The sequence below is a fragment of the Psychrobacter sp. PSi21 genome, from assembly GCF_054960615.1.
Map to the genome: position 1 here is coordinate 423,665 of NZ_JBHNYR010000001.1, position 19,519 is coordinate 443,183.

Sequence of the window (19,519 nt, forward strand, 5' to 3'; positions counted from 1 at the left end):
ATGCACGCGCTTTAATCGTGCACTCGCAGGCGCTCACGGTTTTTTTCAACCGTTTTTGTGCCAATGCCTTTCACCTTTGCCAAATCCTCTACACGCGTAAAGCGGCCAAACATGTCACGATAAAGGACAATGGCCTGTGCTTTTTTGCTGCCAATACCGTGCAGCGTGGTCAGCTCGCCCTCACCAGCACGATTGATATTGATGACTGGCTCTTTACGCTGCTGGCTATCATGTTTCTGTTGCGTGAGTAAGTGCTGATAAGCGTGGCGCGCATCGGCAAAACAGCTCGCGGCTTGAACGGCTTGGGCAGTCAAGCAACACAGCGTCCCCAAGACAATCAGGCCAACCCGCAAAAAACTCAGGCCATTGGCATAAACTGATTTATTCATGCTGCTTGGCGGCTTCCCATAAGGCATCCATTTCAGCGAGCGTACTGTCCTCTACCTGCTTGCCTGCGGCGGCAAGCTTTGCTTCAATATAACCAAAGCGCGATTTGAACTTATGCACGCAGGTCAACCCCGCCGCTTCTGCATCCATGTCGAGCTTACGCGCAACATTAACCAGCGCAAACAAGCAATCACCCAGCTCTTTTTCGATCTCCTTTTGGCGAGTGACGACACTGGTATCGTCGGTCTCTGTCTCTTCAGTAGCGCTCTGGGGCTCTGTTTGTGCTTGAGGCAAAAGGGCCTTTAGCTCTGCAATTTCTTCGTCAAGCTTCTCGACCGCGCCCTCTATATCCTCCCAGTCAAAGCCCAGCTTAGCCGCCTGCTTTTGCAAATCCTGCGCTTGCATCAGCGCGCTGCCCGCTTTGACACTGTCCAAACGGCGACGTGGTTTGCCGCGAGTACGGCGTACTTCCGCTTCCTCGGCTTTGATTTCATCCCAGCGCGTTTTGACGGCAGCATCATCAGTGAGCGTTTCAGCTTCAAACACATGTGGATGACGGCGAATCAGCTTTTCTTGTAAGGTGGTAATGACATCACTGATATCAAAGCGGCCTTGCTCAGCATACATCTGACAATGAAACACCACCTGCAGCAGCACATCGCCAAGCTCGCCTTTGATGTCTTCGTCATCATCACTTTGTACAGCTTCACCCAGCTCATAAGCCTCCTCGATAGCATAGGGAATAAGGCTATGATTGGTCTGCTTTTTGTCCCACGGGCAATCAACCCGCAGACGTGCCATTAATGCCAGTAAATCAGACAGCTGGCCACTGGCATCAGGGGTACCTGCTACAGGCGTTGGCGGCGTTACAAGATGGGTTGGCTGATTAGCGTCGGCACTGGTCGTCTGCGATATGGTCATAATGGGTACGCTCATTGATAGATTAAGATAAGTCAAACATCAGCGGTATCCTCCTGCTGATGCTGACATAGGTTGAACACTGAGAATAGTGTATCATCGAATGATCATGGCGTTATCATCACCGCATCAACTTTACTTTTATGCCCAAGCACAAGGAACCTTGTCCTCATGCCCATTTCTGATCCTGCTTTTGACAATAGTAACGCGTCTACTACGCGTGTCAATTATCAGCCACCGACTCATTTTCTGCCCATTACCATTGACTCGTTTAAGGCCTATGATATCCGCGGTGAGCTTGGGGTTTCACTTAACGAAGACATCGCTTACCGCATCGGCCGCGCTTTTGCACAAATTTTAGCCGCGCGCTACCATGCAGCGACTGAGCAATCATTCATTGAGTTGACTCCAGCGATTGTGATTGGTAGCGATATTCGTCAGTCCAGTGAGACGTTAAAACAAGCGACTCTACGCGGTATTATGGATGCTGGTGTGGATGTGATTGATCTGGGCATGACTGGCACCGAGGAGGTGTATTTCGCCACCAGTCACTATTTGGCTTTAGGCGGTATCGAGGTGACAGCCAGCCACAATCCCATTAATTATAACGGCCTAAAACTGGTTCGAGAACAGTCCAAACCAATCAGTGCCGATAGTGGCTTAGCAGAGATTCAATCACTGGCCGAATCTGGTCTATTTGCTGCGGTGTCATCTACAGGCGCATACCAGCTAAAAACGGATAAGCAGGCTTATATTCATCGTCTGATGCACTTTGTTGATATAGCAACGCTAAAACCGCTCAAGCTGGTCATCAATTCAGGTAACGGTAGCGCAGGCCCCGTGGTTGATTTGTTGCAGCGGCGCTTGATCGAGGCAGGTGCACCCATCGAGATCATCACCCTGCATCATACACCTGACGGCAGTTTTCCAAATGGCATTCCCAACCCAATGATTATTGCCAACAGACAAGCGACGCAGCAAGCCGTGCTGGCGCAGCAAGCGGATATGGGTATCGCCTTTGATGGTGATTTTGACCGTTGCTTTTTGTTTGATGAAACGGGTCAATTCATCGACGGCAGTTATGTGGTAGGTATGCTCGCGCAAGCATTTTTAAACAAGCATCCCCATGAGACGATTGTTTATGACCCACGGGTGCTCTATAACACTGAAGCGGTGATTGACGCACACCAAGGACGGGCTGCCATTAGCAAATCAGGGCATTCCTTTATCAAGCAAGTGATGCGCGAGTCAGGGGCTATCTATGGCGGCGAGATGTCCGCCCATCATTACTTTCGCGACTTTTGTTATTGTGACAGTGGCATGATTCCGTGGTTATTAACCATAGAGCTGCTCTCAGTCACAGGTAAGCAGCTGTCTGCACTGGTCAGCGATTATATCAAAGCCTACCCAAGCTCAGGCGAGCTGAACTTTAAACTGACAGACCATGATGCGCAGCACATCATTACAGCTATTGAGGCCAAATTTGGTGCGCAAAACCCAAGCAAGTCAACGCTTGATGGCTTAAGTTTGGATTTTGACAGCTGGCGCTTTAATTTGCGCGCATCTAACACTGAGCCACTGATTCGCCTGAATATCGAAACCCGTGGTGATGAGACGCTGCTAGCCACCAAAACCCGCGAGATCCAAGACTGGCTCATAACCAAAGGGGCTGTACCAGCTTAAAGCCTAACCTTAGCCTCATTAACCACCCTGTGGGACACCGCATCCGCCCTATTATTCGTTCTATCACGTGTTGGTAAACGTTGTCTGATAGGGTGTGTTCCGCAGTGATGTTTGATCCAGCTTATATATTACTGCGTCCAATCCCAATATAGTCTCCGACTAAAGAGGCAATTTGAACAGGCGTGAGGGCATTTTGCGCATCAAATATGGGCATGGCTTGCTGATTGATTTGCGCTGTATCAAGACGGTCTTGATCAGACCAGCTGATGATAAAAATAGCTTGTGCCTTGCTCAAATGTTGATAAGGGCTGTCTACAAGCGTCAATAGCGGCTCTGCCTCATATTGCTCGGCAAGTTCTGTTTTTGCCTTATCCCCATAGACTAGGGTTTGAATGTTATACGACCACAGTAGTGCCAGTAGCGGGTGAATGGCTGACTTCGCGGTGCGACCTGAACCTGATTTGTAGCTGCCGCCCCAAATCATCACCGTTTTGTTATCAATAAACCCATCAAAATAACGCCAAAACTTGCGAAATATCAACTCTTTTTGATCGCGGTTGATGTGTAATACCGCGTTCAGCAAAGGCATGGTCACGCTTTTATGTTTGCCTGTCTGCTGTAGTTTGTTCAATTCAGTGGGCAACGTATTACCGCCAAACCCCCATCCTGCTTGCAAATAACTGTCCCCAATACGCCTATCAAGCCCCATGATTTGGCTGACTTGTCCAATGTCTACCTGCTGACTGTCAGCAAGACGTGACAGCTCATTCATAAAACTCACCCGCGTGGCCAGCATCGCCATGATACTACTACGGGCAAACTCAATGGTGGCGATGTCGGCATGATGATAAGCACGTGCGTGCTGCATTAGTGGCTGTAAGGGCTTGATATGTTGACTGCTGTCAGGGGTTTTTTCGCCAAGCAGCCATAACGACGGGGTGAGCATGGAGCTATAGGCCTCGCCGTCTTGCAAAAACACGAACGGCACATAGTACACCCAAGCCCGCTGCAAACGCGCTGCCAAGTCTGCCATATAGCCAAGCTGCTCAATACCACTGATAATCACGGGACAGTTTTGTTGCGCACTGCGGTTGAATGCCATGACCCAGCGGTCATTTGGCCACCGCTGTTGGATGCTGTCCAAAAACAACCAATACAACGCTGCTTTTGGTGTGTCGTTATCAGTTCTCTCATCAGTTATTGGCCGTTTTACCGACTCATACGTGGTGATGATGCTGTCTGCCATATCGGGCAGTGCATGGACGACAATATCCTGCTGCTGGATATACATTTGCCACAGCGCTTGCAGGTGATGCTCAAAACCATACTGCTGCAACTGCTGATCCAGCACTTCTATATTGGCATACAAGTGAACGGGATGACGCAAGCTGGCCAGCACGACTGTACTGGTAATGGCTTCAATGCAATGACCAATAACCACGCACACAGCAGCATGATCAGGGTGTGAAGTTGCCGCAAACATTGCCTCGGTGGTCATACAATCGCCTTATCACATAAAAAATATTAAGCGCGCTGACGAATATGCGCCAGTAGCTGGTTGGTAGAGCTGTCAAAAGCAGGCTGATAGTCTTGATGCAGCGCCTGATAAACTGACTCAGCCATCTGCTTACCCATCTCAACGCCCCATTGATCAAAGGGATTGATGTCCCAAATGCTAGCCATCACGTACACCTTGTGTTCATACAAAGCGATCAACGCCCCCAAACTATGCGGCGTCAGCTCATCAATCAATAAGGTCGTCGATGGCTGGTTGCCACGGTAGCGCTTATACTTATCGGCGGCTGAGGTGGTACCATCATTATTAATGGCTGCATTACCAAAGGCCAACACGCGGCTTTGAGCCAAACAATTGGCAAGTGACAGCTCATGCTGCTGTTGTAGCGAATCGTTTTGCATATCACGGCTATAGTGACGCACGCAGGCAATAAAATCGCAAGACACCTGCTGGGTGCCTTGATGCAGCAGCTGATAAAAAGCGTGCTGGGCATTTGAGCCCACCTCACCCCACAGGATAGGACAGGTGTTATAGTCAATATGCACGCCGCTGTGGGTGACTGACTTGCCATTACTTTCCATCTCAAGCTGAGTCAAATAGCTGGGCAAGTAGCCCAAACGTCCATCATAGGGCAGTACCGTATGCGCATGAATGTGTAAAAAAGTACTGTTCCAGACCGCCAGCAAGCCCAAAATAACTGGCAAATTATCAGTAAAGTCTGCCGTGGCAAAATGCACATCCATACTGTGCGCACCCGCAAGCAGCGCGCGAAAATTGTCCATACCGATCCGTATGGCAATGGTCAGTCCAATCGCTGACCATAACGAGAAGCGACCGCCTACCCAGTCCCATAGTAATAACTGATTCTCAGGATGAATGCCCCAAGCGCTCATTTTCTCAGTGTTGGCAGAGATACCGATAAAATGACGCCGTAATACGCTGTCTTTGCTGCCTGCGCTTCGTACTTCAGTTGCCAGCAACCAAGACAATGCTGTTTTGGCATTGGATAAGGTGTCAACGGTGCCAAAAGACTTGGATGAAATGATAAATAACGTGGTTTCAGGTCGCAAACGTTTGAGCAGGTTATCGAGTTGACTGCCATCCATATTGGAAATAAAGTGGACATCAATATCGGTATCTGCCCACTCATCAAGGGCTTGAGCGGCCATCAGCGGCCCCAAATCAGAACCACCCACACCCAGATTAACCACATCAGTAATCGCTTTCCCTGAAAATCCGCGCCATGTCCCTTGACGAATACGCTGCGATAAACGCTCAACATGCATCAGGCTACGCGCTACATCAGTGGCCACATCTTGCTCACCCACCTGCAAGATTGACCCTTTTGGTAGCCGCAGCGCGGTATGTAGCGCTGGCCGCGCTTCACTGGTATTAACCTTTGCACCTTGCAGCAATGCATCAATACGCGACTTCAAATCACAGCTATCAGCCAATGTTAATAATGCGCTAAATACAGCTTCATCAATGCACTGCTTGCTATAGTCCATATAGAGTGCACCTGTCTGCGCGCTAAAGTGCTCAGTACGTGTCTCACTGCTAGCAAATAATGCTTCAATCGACCACTGCTGCGCGGCAAGCTGCTCTAACTGTGCCCAATACGTCGCTTTCAGCTTATCGCCATCACTATCCATATCATCACTCACTGACAGTCAGCTGCTGCTGCGCAAAATAGATAAAGGCCTGCATATATGATTGCATGTCTCCAGCATCATAGCTGTCACCGCGCATGGTTGTTACGTGAACCCCATATTCGCTGATCAACGCATCAATAGCATCGGTGAGTTGAATCTCGCCACCGACAGAGGCTTTTGTTTTAGCTAAATAATCAAAAATATGATGACTGAACACATAACGTCCTACGACCGCAAGCTTAGAGGGCGCTTCTGATAGACTGGGTTTTTCGACAAAACCTACCACTTTAAAGCTAACATTGGCATTATTTTGTTCAGTCATATCTTGAGCGTCACTGAGTTTTGCGATGCCATACTTATGTACATCTTCGTCCGCCACTTCGTCTACTAGTATTTGAGAGTAGCTGTTTTGCGCAAACTGATCGATCATAAAGGCCAAGTTATCAGCAGACATATCGTTTGCAAATGGATCAAGCACCACATCAGGCAATAAAACAGCAAAATCATGTTCGCCGATGATGGGTTTTGCTGCCAGTACTGCATGACCAAGGCCTAAAGCCTTGCCTTGTCGAATCACTGATACAGTCACCTCTTCTGGTAGCCAATTCAAGCTATCAGCCAACTCATCTTTGCCTTTATTCCGCAGTTGATGATCCAGCTCCGCATTGATATCAAAATAGTTTTCAATGGCACTTTTTTGCGCATGTCCAACCAAGACAATATGTTTGATACCTGCTGCGATTGCCTCTTCGACAACATAATGGATGGCAGGACGATTGCCTAAAGGCAATAGTTCTTTGGGTACAGATTTAGACAGTGGGAGCATGCGCGTGCCAAATCCTGCAACAGGAATGACTGCGTGAGTGATTTTTTTCATAAATATCAGACCGTACTCAAGGCGTGCATTAAAGAAAGAACCTAATAAACCGCAAATAAAAACACATTACGTCGGTACTATGATCCATAAACCAATCAGCTGATTTATTTTTAAACAAAAAAAGACACCCCATTGTAGGAGTGCCTTTCTGTGATATCAAGATGATTTACTCAGTAGAGACTAAAACCGGTTAACGACTTACCAGCCAGTAACTTCTTTTAGCTTGTCACCAAGTTTAGATGGATCGCGTGTGTACGCGATGCCCGCATCTTCAAAGGCTTTGAATTTTTCTTCAGCAGTACCTTGACCACCAGAGATAATCGCACCAGCATGACCCATACGCTTGCCTTCAGGAGCCGTAACACCAGCAATATAACCAACAACAGGTTTGGTCACATGGTCTTTGATATAAGCAGCCGCTTCTTCTTCAGCAGTACCACCGATCTCACCGATGAGGATGATGGCTTCGGTTTGTGGATCGTCTTGGAACAGTTTTAGCGCGTCAATCTGGTTCATACCAGGGATAGGATCACCACCGATACCGATACAGGTAGACTGACCAAAACCAAGCTTAGTAGTCTGTGCTACTGCTTCATAAGTCAAGGTACCAGAGCGTGAGATGATGCCCACTTTACCTGGCTGATGGATATGGCCTGGCATGATGCCGATTTTGCATTCGCCTGGTGTGATAACGCCTGGGCAGTTAGGACCAACCATGCGCACATCACCCGCTTCTTCAAGATAGCGTTTTGCTTTTAGCATATCAAGAGTCGGTACACCTTCAGTGATTACGACGATCAATTTAACGCCAGCATCGATCGCTTCAACGATAGAGTCTAGTACAAATGGAGCTGGTACGTAGATCACAGAAGCATCCGCTTGCGTTGCTTCCATAGCTTCCGCCATTGTGTTGAATACTGGCAGGCCTAGGTGCGTTTGACCGCCTTTACCTGGGGTTACGCCGCCAACAACTTTGGTGCCGTATTCGATGGCTTGTTCTGAATGGAACGTACCGTTTTTACCAGTGAAACCTTGTACCAATACTTTGGTATCTTTACCAATTAATACACTCATTATGTTTTCCTTGTATTCGGTTGTCTTGTAATGATGGCACTAAATATCAGCGGTTATTGGCTTCATAATAAGCAGCCATCATTACGCTTTGGCTATTACGCTTTAACAGCGTCGACAATTTTTTGTGCAGCGTTAGAAAGACCTTGAGCTGAAATCAATTTTAGACCAGACTCTTCTAGGATCTGCGCGCCTTTCTCAGCGTTGTTACCTTCTAAACGTACGACCACAGGAACTTGTACATCAACTTCTTTTACCGCCGCGATAATCGCTTCTGCGATCATGTCACAGCGTACGATACCACCAAAGATGTTGATTAGAACGCCTTCAACACTGCTGTCTTCAAGGATAATTTTGAACGCTTCAACAACGCGATCTTTGGTTGCGCCGCCGCCAACGTCCAAGAAGTTAGCAGGCTTGCCGCCGTACAATTTGATGATGTCCATAGTCGCCATAGCAAGACCAGCACCGTTTACCATACAACCGATGTTACCTTCTAGGGCAACATAGTTTAGGTCAAACTCAGCCGCTTTCAGCTCACGCTCGTTTTCTTGGGTTTTGTCTTGTAGCGCGGCGATTTTTGGTAGACGATATAGCGCGTTTGAATCGATGCCAATTTTGCCATCAACACAAACGATTTCGCCGTTTTCGCGTACGGCTAATGGGTTGATTTCCATTAGTGCAAAATCATTTTCAACAAAGGCTTTGTAAGCGCCCGTCATCAATTTAACGAACTGATTGATCTGCTTGCCTTCAAGACCCAGCTTGAATGCAACATCACGTGCTTGAAAAGGCATCAAACCCACTAAAGGATCAACGTTTACTTTGAAGATTTTCTCTGGTGTGCTGTGCGCTACTTCTTCAATGTCTACGCCGCCTTCAGTAGAGGCCATGAAGGTTACACGGCGAGTCGCACGATCTACAACTGCACCAAGATATAGCTCAGTTTGTACTGGATACATATCTTCTGCAACCAATACAAAGTTTACTGGCTGACCATCAGCATCAGTCTGGAACGTGACTAGGTTCGTACCGATCAACTCTTCAGCAACTTGCTTGGCTTCTTCACGAGTCTTAACCAGCTTTACGCCGCCCGCTTTACCACGGCCACCAGCGTGTACTTGCGCTTTGATAACGGCAATATCCGTTGGCGTTTTATCAAAAGCAGCAGCAGCTTCGTCGCCATTGTTGGCGATAATGCCTTCTTGAATTGGCAATCCGTAGCTTTTTAATAGCTCTTTTGCTTGATACTCATGTAAATTCATTGATTGTATCCTTTATTTTTTACAATTAATAAAAAGTGAAAATGCGAGCGTGCGCATTTTGCGCCCACGTCCGCATGACAATACCACAGCGCCCATCATAATGGCACTATGGTGTCCTCAGGGTCATACGTGCTTTACTTACGCTTTTTACGCTGAATGGCGTGGATCGCGCGGCCGTCAGCTGATAATGCGGCTTCATGTACCGCTTCTGATACGGTTGGATGCGCAAACGTCATCAGCTGCAAGTCTTCAATACTAGAGACAAACTCCATCGCAATCATACCTTGATGAACGATATCGCCTGCGCCTACAGACACTGCATGCATGCCAAGGAGACGATCTGTCTTAGCATCAGCAACGACTTTGATAGAGCCTTGTGCCTCGCTTTGTGCTAGAGCACGACCATTAGCCGCTAAGTTGAATGAGCCTGTTTTGACTTCGTAGCCCGCTTCAGTCGCTTCTTGCTCAGTCAAACCAACCCATGCGATCTCTGGATGCGTATAAATAACATTGATGATGGTATCATAATTGACTTGTGCTTTTTCGCCATGAATGCGCTCAACCGCCATCATGCCTTCTTCCATGGCTTTGTGCGCAAGCATTGGGCCACGTACCAAATCACCGATGGCATAAACGCCGTCAAGGTTGGTCTTGCACTGATCATCAACGTCAATCAAGCCGCGCTCAGTCAATTGCAAACCACTGTCTTCGCCCAATAATTTTTCGGCATACGCGCGGCGGCCAACACAAACGATCAGCTTGTCAAAACGCATTTCAGTTGATTCGCCTTTGTGCTCACTGGTGACAACCACTTCGTCACCTTGCACTTCAGCATTGGTTACTTTGGTATCAACGCGGATATCAAGGCCTTGTTTTTTCAGCAGTTTACCCGCTTCTTTTGACACGTCTTTATCAGCAGCCGCCAAGAAACTTGGTAGTGCTTCGTATACCACCACTTCACTGCCTAGGCGACGCCATACTGAACCAAGCTCAAGACCAATCACGCCTGCGCCGATCACGCCTAAACGCTTAGGTACTTCGGTAAAGTCCAATGCGCCAGTAGAATCAACGATACGATCGCCGTCAGTTTTGGCAACAGGAATATCAATAGGTACAGAACCTGCCGCAAGAATGACATTTTTGGCAGTGATGGTACTTTCACTATCATCAGCAAGTGCGGTGAACTTCACTTTTTTGTCCGCGCCTTTGCCGTCTACTAGCGTACCCCAACCTTGTAGCCACTCAACACCATTGCCTTTTAATAAGGCGGCAACACCACCTGTCAACTGCTTAACAATGCCTTCTTTACGAGCAATCATTTGCTCGATATCGATAGCCACATCGCCAGTGCTGATGCCATGCTCGCCAAGCTCATGCTTGGTGGCTTCATAGCGGTGTGAGCTGTCAAGCAAGGCTTTTGATGGAATACAACCCACGTTCAAGCAGGTACCACCAAGCGCAGGCTCACCTTTATAAACACGCTTTTCGATACAAGCGACGCTCATACCAAGCTGTGCTGCACGAATGGCGGCTTCATAACCACCAGGACCGCCGCCGATAACGACCAAATCATAATTGTCTTTCATAATATAAACCTTGAATTTCTTATAAAGAATGTAGTTTTATATAACCAGATACCATCTTCAATGATATTAATAAAATCAAAAATCAGAAGATATCAACTGACTAATATTCTGAGTCATTTTGCAACTCTTCGATCATTTGTTCATAAGTGAGTTCACAAAAACCATATTCATCACTGACATTACGAATCATAATGATGATATTAGCTGCCAAACCTTTGAATTCTTTCACTTCATACAGCTTATCGAGAAAACTTTCGTGTGAATCGATACCGAAACCATAGTGTTCAAGCAATATCGAAAACTTATTCACAAAATCTGAAGCAAACTCATCATTATCTTCATAATTTTCATTAAAAAAAACTTCTAAGTTTTCTAGTTTTTTATGTAGCTCATTTACCTGTTCTTTTGTTAGGTTAACATTTGGTAAGCTACAGAGCGCTTCAGAAAAGTTCATAGAACCACCATACTAGATAGATTGCATCTTAAGGCTACATATCCGTTATCAAAAAAGCTTGTATCAGCGATTGCCAATACAAGCTTACGACCTTATAGGTCTAGTAGCAGTAATGATGGGTCTTCGACCAATTCTTTGATCGTGACCAAGAACTGCACCGCTTCTTTACCATCAATCATACGGTGATCGTAAGATAGGGCAAGATACATCATTGGCAGGATTTCAACCTGACCATTGACTGCCATTGGACGTTCATTGATCGCGTGCATACCCAAGATAGCGGTTTGTGGTGGGTTCAAGATAGGCGTTGACATAAGTGAACCAAATACGCCGCCGTTTGAGATGGTGAACGTACCACCAGTCATATCGTCTAGACCCAGTTTGCCTTTTTGAGCAAGGCCACCAAGTTCACGAATTTTGCTCTCTACATCCGCCATGCTCATTTTGTCAGTATCACGCAATACAGGGACAACCAAGCCGCGATCTGAAGATACCGCAACACCGATATCGTAGAAGCCGTGATATACGATGTCATCGCCGTCTAGTGAGGCGTTGACTGCTGGGAAGCGTTTTAGTGCTTCGGTTGCAGCACGTACGAACAGAGACATAAAGCCAAGACGTACACCATGACGTTTCTCAAAACGATCTTTGTACTTAGCACGCATATCCATCAATGGCTTCATGTTCACTTCGTTAAACGTCGTCAACATGGCAGTATCTTGTGACGCTGACAATAGACGCTCAGCCACACGCTTACGCAAGCGAGTCATTGGTACACGCTTCTCTGTGCGCTCGCCCATGGATTCAGCAACAGGACGACCGCTATCAGAGGTGATGCTGCTGTCTGCTTTGAGCGTTGGGTTTGCCATATCTGTTTTGGTCACACGGCCACCGCGGCCACTGCCTTCGACAGTGCTTGGATCAACACCGCTTTCTTTAGCGGCTTTGCGAACTGCTGGGCTTTGATCTTTGTGATCGGCTTCAACGCTGTCTTTTTTATCAGTAACTTGAACGGGCTCACCGCCATCAGCTGCTTGTTTTGGCTGTACAGGTGCTGCGGGTTGATCAGCATCAACCGTAGGAGCCGCTTCGGCGCTAGCGCCTGCTTCGAACTCTGCGATCAAATCAGCTGATTCAACCGTGTCATCGACTTGCTTGATGATTTTGGTCAACACGCCGTTGTCAGGGGCAACTACTTCTAATACTACTTTGTCAGTTTCAATTTCAGCTAGCAAATCGTCACGGCTGACTTGCTGGCCTTCAGTGACATGCCATTCAACAATCGTGCCATCGGCAACTGATTCTGGAAAAACGGGGGCATTGATTTCAGCCATCGATATACTCCTTAGATTTGGATACTGCTATTTATTATTAAGTCGTGACAGCGCGCCTGAGGTATCAAGGTGGTATAGCTATTTAGCCACCCAATGAATAATGCGAGACCTCAAGCGCCTATCGCCTGATAAATTTATCTTATTTAGCCAGCTCGTCCACACTCACGCCAAGACCACCAGCGATCAGTGCTTGTTGCTGCTGAATATGTAATTTTGCAGAGCCAGTCGCAGGAGCGGCGCTCGCCGGGCGGGCAACAGGTTCTAGTACTTTTGCTTTGGTTGGGTGCGGTACCACGATGCGGTACATGTCTGGTGCAAGGTAATACCAAGCGCCTTGGTTGAGTGGCTCTTCTTGCGTCCAAACAATCTCAGCTAGGTTGCTGTATTTTTCAATTTCAGCGATCAAGCGAGCTTCTGGTAGTGGATAGAGCTGTTCAATACGGACAATGGCGACGTGGTCAAGACCAAGGGCGCGGCGCTGCTCAAGCAAATCATAGTAAACCTTACCACCGCACAAGACCAAACGCGTGACTGCTTCGGCGTTGTGCTGATCGATCTCAGGTAGTACCGTTTCAAACTTACCATCAGCAAGCTCTTCAAGCGTAGAAGTCGCAAGCTTATGACGCAGCAAGCTCTTTGGTGACATCACAATCAATGGCTTACGGATCGGACGCACAGCTTGACGACGCAAGGCGTGGTAAATCTGCGCTGGGGTGGTCGGTGTGATGACCTGCATGTTGTCTTCGGCACACAACTGTAAGAAACGCTCAAGACGGGCTGAAGAATGCTCAGGGCCTTGGCCTTCAAAGCCGTGTGGTAGCAACATGGTCAAACCGCAAACGCGCTGCCACTTGGTCTCACCGCTAGAGATGAACTGGTCAATCACAACCTGTGCACCGTTGACGAAATCACCAAACTGCGCTTCCCAAACGATCAATGCGTTTGGCACAGTGGTGGCATAGCCATATTCAAAGGCCAATACCGCTTCTTCTGATAGCAGCGAGTTATAGGTCGCAAAACGGGCTTGATCTTCGCTCATGTGTGCAAGCGGCACATACATGCTGCCATCATTGGTGTTATACAATTCACTATGACGGTGTGAGAACGTACCGCGGCCCACATCTTCACCTGTAATGCGGACTAAGACATCATCATGGTCGACCAATGAGGCATAGGCCAACGTCTCAGCAGCGCCCCAGTTTAACGGTTCTTCACCTGTTTGCATCGCTAAGCGTTGATCAACGACTTTTTGTACCTGACGTTGTAGCTTGAAATCCGCTGGGATTTCAGCCATACGGCGACCATAGGCTTTTAGTTTTTCAATATCAACACTGGTATCCCAATCATCGACCAAGTCATGACCTAAGTAGGGCTTCCAGTTCACGAATAAGGCTTCGTTTGGCTCAAGTACCAAAGAGTTAACCACGTATTCACCGCGATCGAGTGACTCACGGTATTCGTCTTCATATTTGGTTTCGCCATCACTAGTGATGATACCCTCGGCGATCAACTTTTTGGCATACATTGCGCGAGTGGTCGGTAGCTTTTTGATAATGGCATACATGAGTGGCTGAGTCGCTGATGGCTCATCGGCTTCATTGTGGCCGTTGCGGCGATAGCAGAACAAGTCAATGATGATATCTTTACCAAACTCATGACGATAGTCTAGTGCCAATTGGGCAGCAAATACCACAGACTCAGGATCATCACCGTTTACATGTAAGATGGGCGCGTGTACCATTTTTGCCACATCAGTACAGTACTCGGTTGAGCGTGCATCTTCTTGGCGGCTGGTGGTAAAGCCCACTTGGTTGTTGATAACAATGTGTAGCGTACCGCCAGTGGTATAGGCGCGGGTTTGTGACATCTGGAAGGTTTCTTGTACCACCCCTTGGCCAGCAAAAGCAGCATCACCATGAACCACGATTGGCAATACGAGGTTACCTGTGGTGTCATGACGACGAACTTGGCGTGCGCGTACTGAGCCTTCCAATACTGGCGAGACAATTTCAAGATGCGATGGGTTAAAGGCCAATGCCAAATGCGCTTCGCCGCCTGGCGTCATCACATTTGAGGAGTAACCATTATGGTATTTTACATCGCCTGAGCCTTTTTCTGGCTGTACTTTGCCATCGAACTCATCAAATAGGTCAGCTGGGTTCTTACCCAAAATATTGACCAATAAGTTAAGGCGACCACGGTGAGCCATACCGATAACCATCTCTTTGGTACCGTAGCTACCAGCACGCTGGATAATTTCGTTAACCGCAGGAATGAAGCTCTCACCGCCCTCTAAACCAAAGCGTTTTACGCCCGTATATTTACGGGCCAGATATTTCTCTAAGCCTTCAGCAGCAGTCAAGCGCTCAAGAATAGACAGTCGCTTTTCGTTATCAAATTCGATGTGACCGAGGTTGGTTTCCATGTAACGTTCCACCCAGCGCTTTTCTGTGCTGGTGGTCACATGCATGTACTCTACGCCAATATGGCGGCAGTAAACGCGCTCCATGATTTCAATAATTTCACGTAGCGTGGCTTCTGATTTACCAATATTCAGGTCGCTGGTTGGGAAAATGGTGTCTAAATCAGATTCTGAAAGACCATGAAAATCTAGGGTCAAATCTTCAATTTCAGCGCGCGGGGTAAGCTGAAGCGGATCCAGCTGAGCACGGCGATGACCGCGACGACGATAGGCAGAAATCAGTTTCTGTACGCCCATCTGTTTGGGATCAACGCAGTTGTTCGTTCCAGCTGCTGCGCCCTCAACCACAACGGTGCCTTTATTGGCGGTTTGGTTGCGCGCTAATAGCAAAAACTGATCTTTAATCGCGTTATGCTGAGCGTCATTTGAGGATTGATACTGCTGGAAGTAAGACTGCCAATCCGCGTCAACGCTGTTTGGGTCGTCTAGGAATTGTTCGTAGAGGGATTCAATATAGTAGGCATTATCAGCTGCAAGTTCAGTATGAGCTGCATCAGCTGCATCTTTAGTTATACTATTCATAATAATCGTCTATTTGATAGATAAATGAATGGAGTCGAGCTTATTACTGCGTGATTCGTCGTATTCTAGGCACTGATGCCCTTAACGTATGACATTAGAGACGACATGCTAGGTATATAAAACCTACTGACAGTTGCCGTACGCATCAAAAAGCAGTTTGAAAAATATCTGACGCGCAGATTTCAAGCCACTTTATGTCATAAACGGCATACATTAAGATAATTTGTGAATATTTGATCTGGTTTACTGCTGCGCTTCACAATACTTACTTATATATACTGACATCAGCGTTATAAGGACACGTAGCGTCTGATTAATGACAGAATCTACTGTGTCTATTACCTTTTCTAGCAAGCCGATACACTGGCTGTCTTTTATTTTACAGGTCGCGCTCTAATCGACAAACACTACTGTTTGTACTGAACATACACTGCTATCTATTATAACATGCTAACAATATCTAACATAGTTTGTTTGTTCAATAATCAGCTTTTTACATCTCAACATCGAGCACCGAAACCTCAGCTTATTTGATCAATAATCTAAAGCTTTGAGCATATATATGTATCATGAAATTTTTACATCAAGCAAACCATTCATAATAATGTTTATATCAATATGTTCATATACGGCCAATAACAACGTGGTACTCAGTGCAGCAAGACTTGAACACTTATGATACTGCTAGATCAGCATCAATAGGGCTTTTCTTACACATGACCAACATACGGTTAGTGAGCGATTCACACACGCCTTGTAGGTTCATCATCTGATAGCACCAGCTGACTCGTAAGTGTAAAAAAACACCACCCACATCATGGGTAGTGTTCTAGATAACACAATAACTTTTTACTATTTAAATGGCTTAACCTGCTTGATCGATCAGCATATTACGCAAGTGACCAATCGCCTGCGTTGGGTTGAGACCTTTTGGACATACCGACACACAGTTCATGATACCGCGGCAGCGGAATAAGCTGAACGGATCGTCCAAACGTGCCAGACGCGCTTGAGTATCTTCATCGCGGCTGTCAGCCACAAAGCGATAAGCATGCAGCAGTGCTGATGGACCTAGGAATTTATCAGGATTCCACCAAAATGATGGGCAGCTGGTTGAACAGCAAGCACACAAGATACACTCATACAAACCATTTAACTTTTCACGCTCAGCAGGCGACTGCAAACGCTCGGTTGGCGGTGCTGGCTGATCGTTGATTAAGTAAGGGTGTACCTTTTCATATTGCTCATAGAACTGGTTCATATCCACAACCAAATCACGAACCACGGGCAAACCTGGTAATGGGCGTACCGTTACTTTCTCTGGTAGCGTGTTCATGTTGATAAGACATGCAAGGCCATTTTTGCCATTGATGTTCATGCCGTCAGAACCACAAATACCTTCACGGCAAGAACGGCGGAAGGTGATGGTTTCATCTTCTTTCTTTAGGCGTAATAATACGTCAAGCAACATACGATCTGAATCAAGTAATTCAATCGTATACGTTTGCATGCGCGGCGCTGCGTCCACATCAGGATCGTAGCGATAGATTTCGATGGTGCGAGTACCTCGGCTCATAATGCTAAACTCCACACGTCGGTGATGGCGGGCTAACAGGGGGTACATGGCAGCATCAATATGAATCTTCTGTTGACGCTGCTATGGTGTTGTCGCTGGCGATCACCTTTTTAATAAATGAATAAAGGGTAAAACGTTTAAGCTGTCTGTTGATATCAAGCGCGTAATCTAAAATTAATAAACACGAACTTTTGGTTCAATATAGTCAACAGTCAGTGGCACTTTGCGAACGGGTTTATAAACGATGCGGTTGCCTTCAGAATACCACAAGGTATGCTTCATCCAGTCGTTATCATTACGACCGTTTGGTGCATAGTCATCATCTTCTGGGCGATCATAATCAGAGACACTGTGTGCGCCGCGGCTTTCGTGACGGCTAGCGGCTGATATCATGGTCGCTTTCGCAACTTCGTACAAGTTGGCCACTTCAAATGCTTCGATACGCGCGGTGTTAAATACTTGTGACTTATCACCCAAGTGAATATTTTCAACTTTCTCACCCAGTGCCAAGATTTTCTCAACACCTTCATCCATCATGGCTTGTGTACGGAATACACTGGCATGTACCTGCATGGTGGTACGAATCTCATCAGCCACGTCTTGCGCATTGTAGCCTGACGTTGACTGTTGTAACTTGTCCAAACGACCAACCGTGATATCAAGTACATGCGGATCAAGTGGCTTATAGTTATGGTCATTTTGATGGAATTCATCAACGATGTGCTTACCAGCGGCACGACCAAACACGACCAAATCGAGTAGTGAGTTGGTACCCAAACGGTTGGCACCATGTACGCTGACGCACGCACACTCACCAATAGCATATAGGCCTTTAACCACATTGCCTTTGGCATACAAACCGTCTTCGTCAGTGCCCGCCTCTAAATCTGGCATCACAACTTGACCATGAATCGTCGTTGGAATACCGCCCATCATATAGTGAATGGTGGGGATAACTGGAATCGGCTCTTTAGTGATGTCAACGTTGGCAAAGTTTTTGCCAATCTCAAACACAGAAGGCAGACGCTTCATGATGGTTTCGACACCCAAATGGGTCATATCCATCACGATATGGTCAGCGTTAGGCCCACAACCGCGACCTTCTTTGATTTCTTGGTCCATAGAGCGCGATACAAGGTCACGTGGTGCCAAATCTTTTACCGTTGGCGCATACCGCTCCATGAAGGCTTCGCCATCTTTGTTACGCAAGATAGCACCTTCACCGCGGCACCCTTCAGTCAATAGTACGCCAGCACCGTGTACCCCTGTTGGGTGGAACTGCCAGAACTCCATATCTTGAAGTGGGATACCAGCACGAACTGCCATGCCAATACCGTCGCCTGTGTTGATATAGGCGTTAGTAGAGGCGGCAAAGATACGACCTGCGCCGCCTGTAGCGAGCACAGTAACTGGTGACTGGAATACCGCAACCGTACCTGTCTCTTGCTCAAGTGCGATAACACCGTTGATGTTACCTGCTTCATCTTTGATCAAGTCAAGCGCAATCCACTCAATAAAGAACTCAGTGCCTTGCTGTAGGTTTTTTTGATATAGCGTATGCAATAGCGCGTGACCAGTACGGTCAGCAGCAGCACAAGCGCGTTGCACTGCTTTTTCGCCATAGTTTGAGGTATGGCCGCCAAACGGACGTTGATAAATGGTGCCATCTTCGTTACGGTCAAACGGCATACCCATGTGCTCAAGCTCATAGACCACTTTTGGCGCTTCACGGCACATGTATTCGATAGCGTCTTGGTCGCCGAGCCAATCTGACCCTTTTACAGTGTCATAAAAGTGAAAATGCCAGTTATCATTACTCATGTTACCAAGGCTGGCACCGATGCCGCCCTGCGCCGCAACAGTATGTGAACGGGTTGGGAATACCTTGGTCAGTACCGCCACTTTCATGCCTGATTCTGCTAAATGCAATGAAGCACGCATACCTGAACCGCCACCACCAACGATGACGGCATCATAGTTAAGGGTCTTGATATTGCTAATCGTATTGTCTTGTCTTGTTGCCATTACGGTTTTCCTAATGCCTGTGAAGTAAATAAGCAAATTGCTTGACTGGGCAGTTCAGTGCTGGTGGCATCCTAATACCGATGACCATATGTACAGTGCCTGTCATCATAAAAACAATCTACAACCACTTACTAAAATTTGCATAATGCATCATGGCTCAGTGCCCACCGA

At 47.1% G+C, this 19,519-nt stretch carries 14 protein-coding genes; 1 reads left to right on the plus strand and 13 read right to left on the minus strand.

Annotation, left to right across the window (positions count from 1 at the left end):
• Window positions 1–11: 11 nt before the first annotated feature.
• Entirely contained in the window at window positions 12–389 is a 378-nt protein-coding gene (locus ACFI32_RS01850; RefSeq protein ID WP_462624784.1) for a ComEA family DNA-binding protein, read from the minus strand.
• Window positions 382–1,308: a nucleoside triphosphate pyrophosphohydrolase gene (gene mazG / locus ACFI32_RS01855; RefSeq protein ID WP_462624785.1), complete on the minus strand. Its 927-nt coding sequence runs from the start codon at window positions 1,306–1,308 to the stop codon at window positions 382–384. The genes ACFI32_RS01850 and mazG overlap by 8 nt, the downstream gene beginning before the upstream one ends.
• A 168-nt stretch (window positions 1,309–1,476) precedes the next feature.
• Between mazG and ACFI32_RS01860 the strand changes: the two genes are divergently transcribed.
• Entirely contained in the window at window positions 1,477–2,988 is a 1,512-nt protein-coding gene (locus ACFI32_RS01860) for a phosphohexomutase domain-containing protein (RefSeq protein ID WP_462624786.1), read from the plus strand.
• Window positions 2,989–3,109: 121 nt separating this feature from the next.
• Here ACFI32_RS01860 and ACFI32_RS01865 read toward each other — a convergent pair whose 3' ends face one another.
• The 11 genes from ACFI32_RS01865 to sdhA form a co-directional block, all read right to left on the minus strand.
• Entirely contained in the window at window positions 3,110–4,486 is a 1,377-nt protein-coding gene (locus ACFI32_RS01865) for a UDP-glucose/GDP-mannose dehydrogenase family protein (protein WP_462624787.1), read from the minus strand.
• A 26-nt stretch (window positions 4,487–4,512) separates the two neighbouring features.
• Window positions 4,513–6,156: a glucose-6-phosphate isomerase gene (gene pgi / locus ACFI32_RS01870; protein ID WP_462624788.1), complete on the minus strand. Its 1,644-nt coding sequence runs from the start codon at window positions 6,154–6,156 to the stop codon at window positions 4,513–4,515.
• A 4-nt stretch (window positions 6,157–6,160) separates the two neighbouring features.
• Window positions 6,161–7,033: a UTP--glucose-1-phosphate uridylyltransferase gene (locus ACFI32_RS01875; RefSeq protein WP_462624789.1), complete on the minus strand. Its 873-nt coding sequence runs from the start codon at window positions 7,031–7,033 to the stop codon at window positions 6,161–6,163.
• 198 nt (window positions 7,034–7,231) lie between these two features.
• Entirely contained in the window at window positions 7,232–8,107 is an 876-nt protein-coding gene (gene sucD, locus ACFI32_RS01880; RefSeq protein WP_462624790.1) for a succinate--CoA ligase subunit alpha, read from the minus strand.
• 95 nt (window positions 8,108–8,202) lie between these two features.
• Window positions 8,203–9,369 carry an ADP-forming succinate--CoA ligase subunit beta gene (gene sucC, locus ACFI32_RS01885; protein ID WP_462624791.1) on the minus strand — a complete coding sequence of 389 codons (1,167 nt, stop codon included), beginning with the start codon at window positions 9,367–9,369 and terminating at the stop codon, window positions 8,203–8,205.
• Between the two features lie 134 nt (window positions 9,370–9,503).
• Entirely contained in the window at window positions 9,504–10,955 is a 1,452-nt protein-coding gene (gene lpdA / locus ACFI32_RS01890; protein WP_462624792.1) for a dihydrolipoyl dehydrogenase, read from the minus strand.
• Between the two features lie 100 nt (window positions 10,956–11,055).
• A complete protein-coding gene (locus tag ACFI32_RS01895) occupies window positions 11,056–11,409 on the minus strand; it encodes a hypothetical protein (RefSeq protein ID WP_462624793.1) in 354 nt (117 codons plus the stop codon).
• Between the two features lie 92 nt (window positions 11,410–11,501).
• A complete protein-coding gene (gene odhB / locus ACFI32_RS01900; protein ID WP_462624794.1) occupies window positions 11,502–12,743 on the minus strand; it encodes a 2-oxoglutarate dehydrogenase complex dihydrolipoyllysine-residue succinyltransferase in 1,242 nt (413 codons plus the stop codon).
• A 139-nt stretch (window positions 12,744–12,882) separates the two neighbouring features.
• Entirely contained in the window at window positions 12,883–15,747 is a 2,865-nt protein-coding gene (locus ACFI32_RS01905) for a 2-oxoglutarate dehydrogenase E1 component (protein ID WP_462624795.1), read from the minus strand.
• Between the two features lie 865 nt (window positions 15,748–16,612).
• The gene (locus tag ACFI32_RS01910; protein ID WP_462624796.1) at window positions 16,613–17,323 is read right to left on the minus strand and encodes a succinate dehydrogenase iron-sulfur subunit; all 711 of its coding nucleotides are present in this window, start codon (window positions 17,321–17,323) and stop codon (window positions 16,613–16,615) included.
• 174 nt (window positions 17,324–17,497) lie between these two features.
• Complete coding sequence (gene sdhA / locus ACFI32_RS01915; RefSeq protein WP_462624797.1) at window positions 17,498–19,348, minus strand: succinate dehydrogenase flavoprotein subunit; 1,851 nt, start codon at window positions 19,346–19,348, stop codon at window positions 17,498–17,500.
• Window positions 19,349–19,519: the final 171 nt, after the last annotated feature.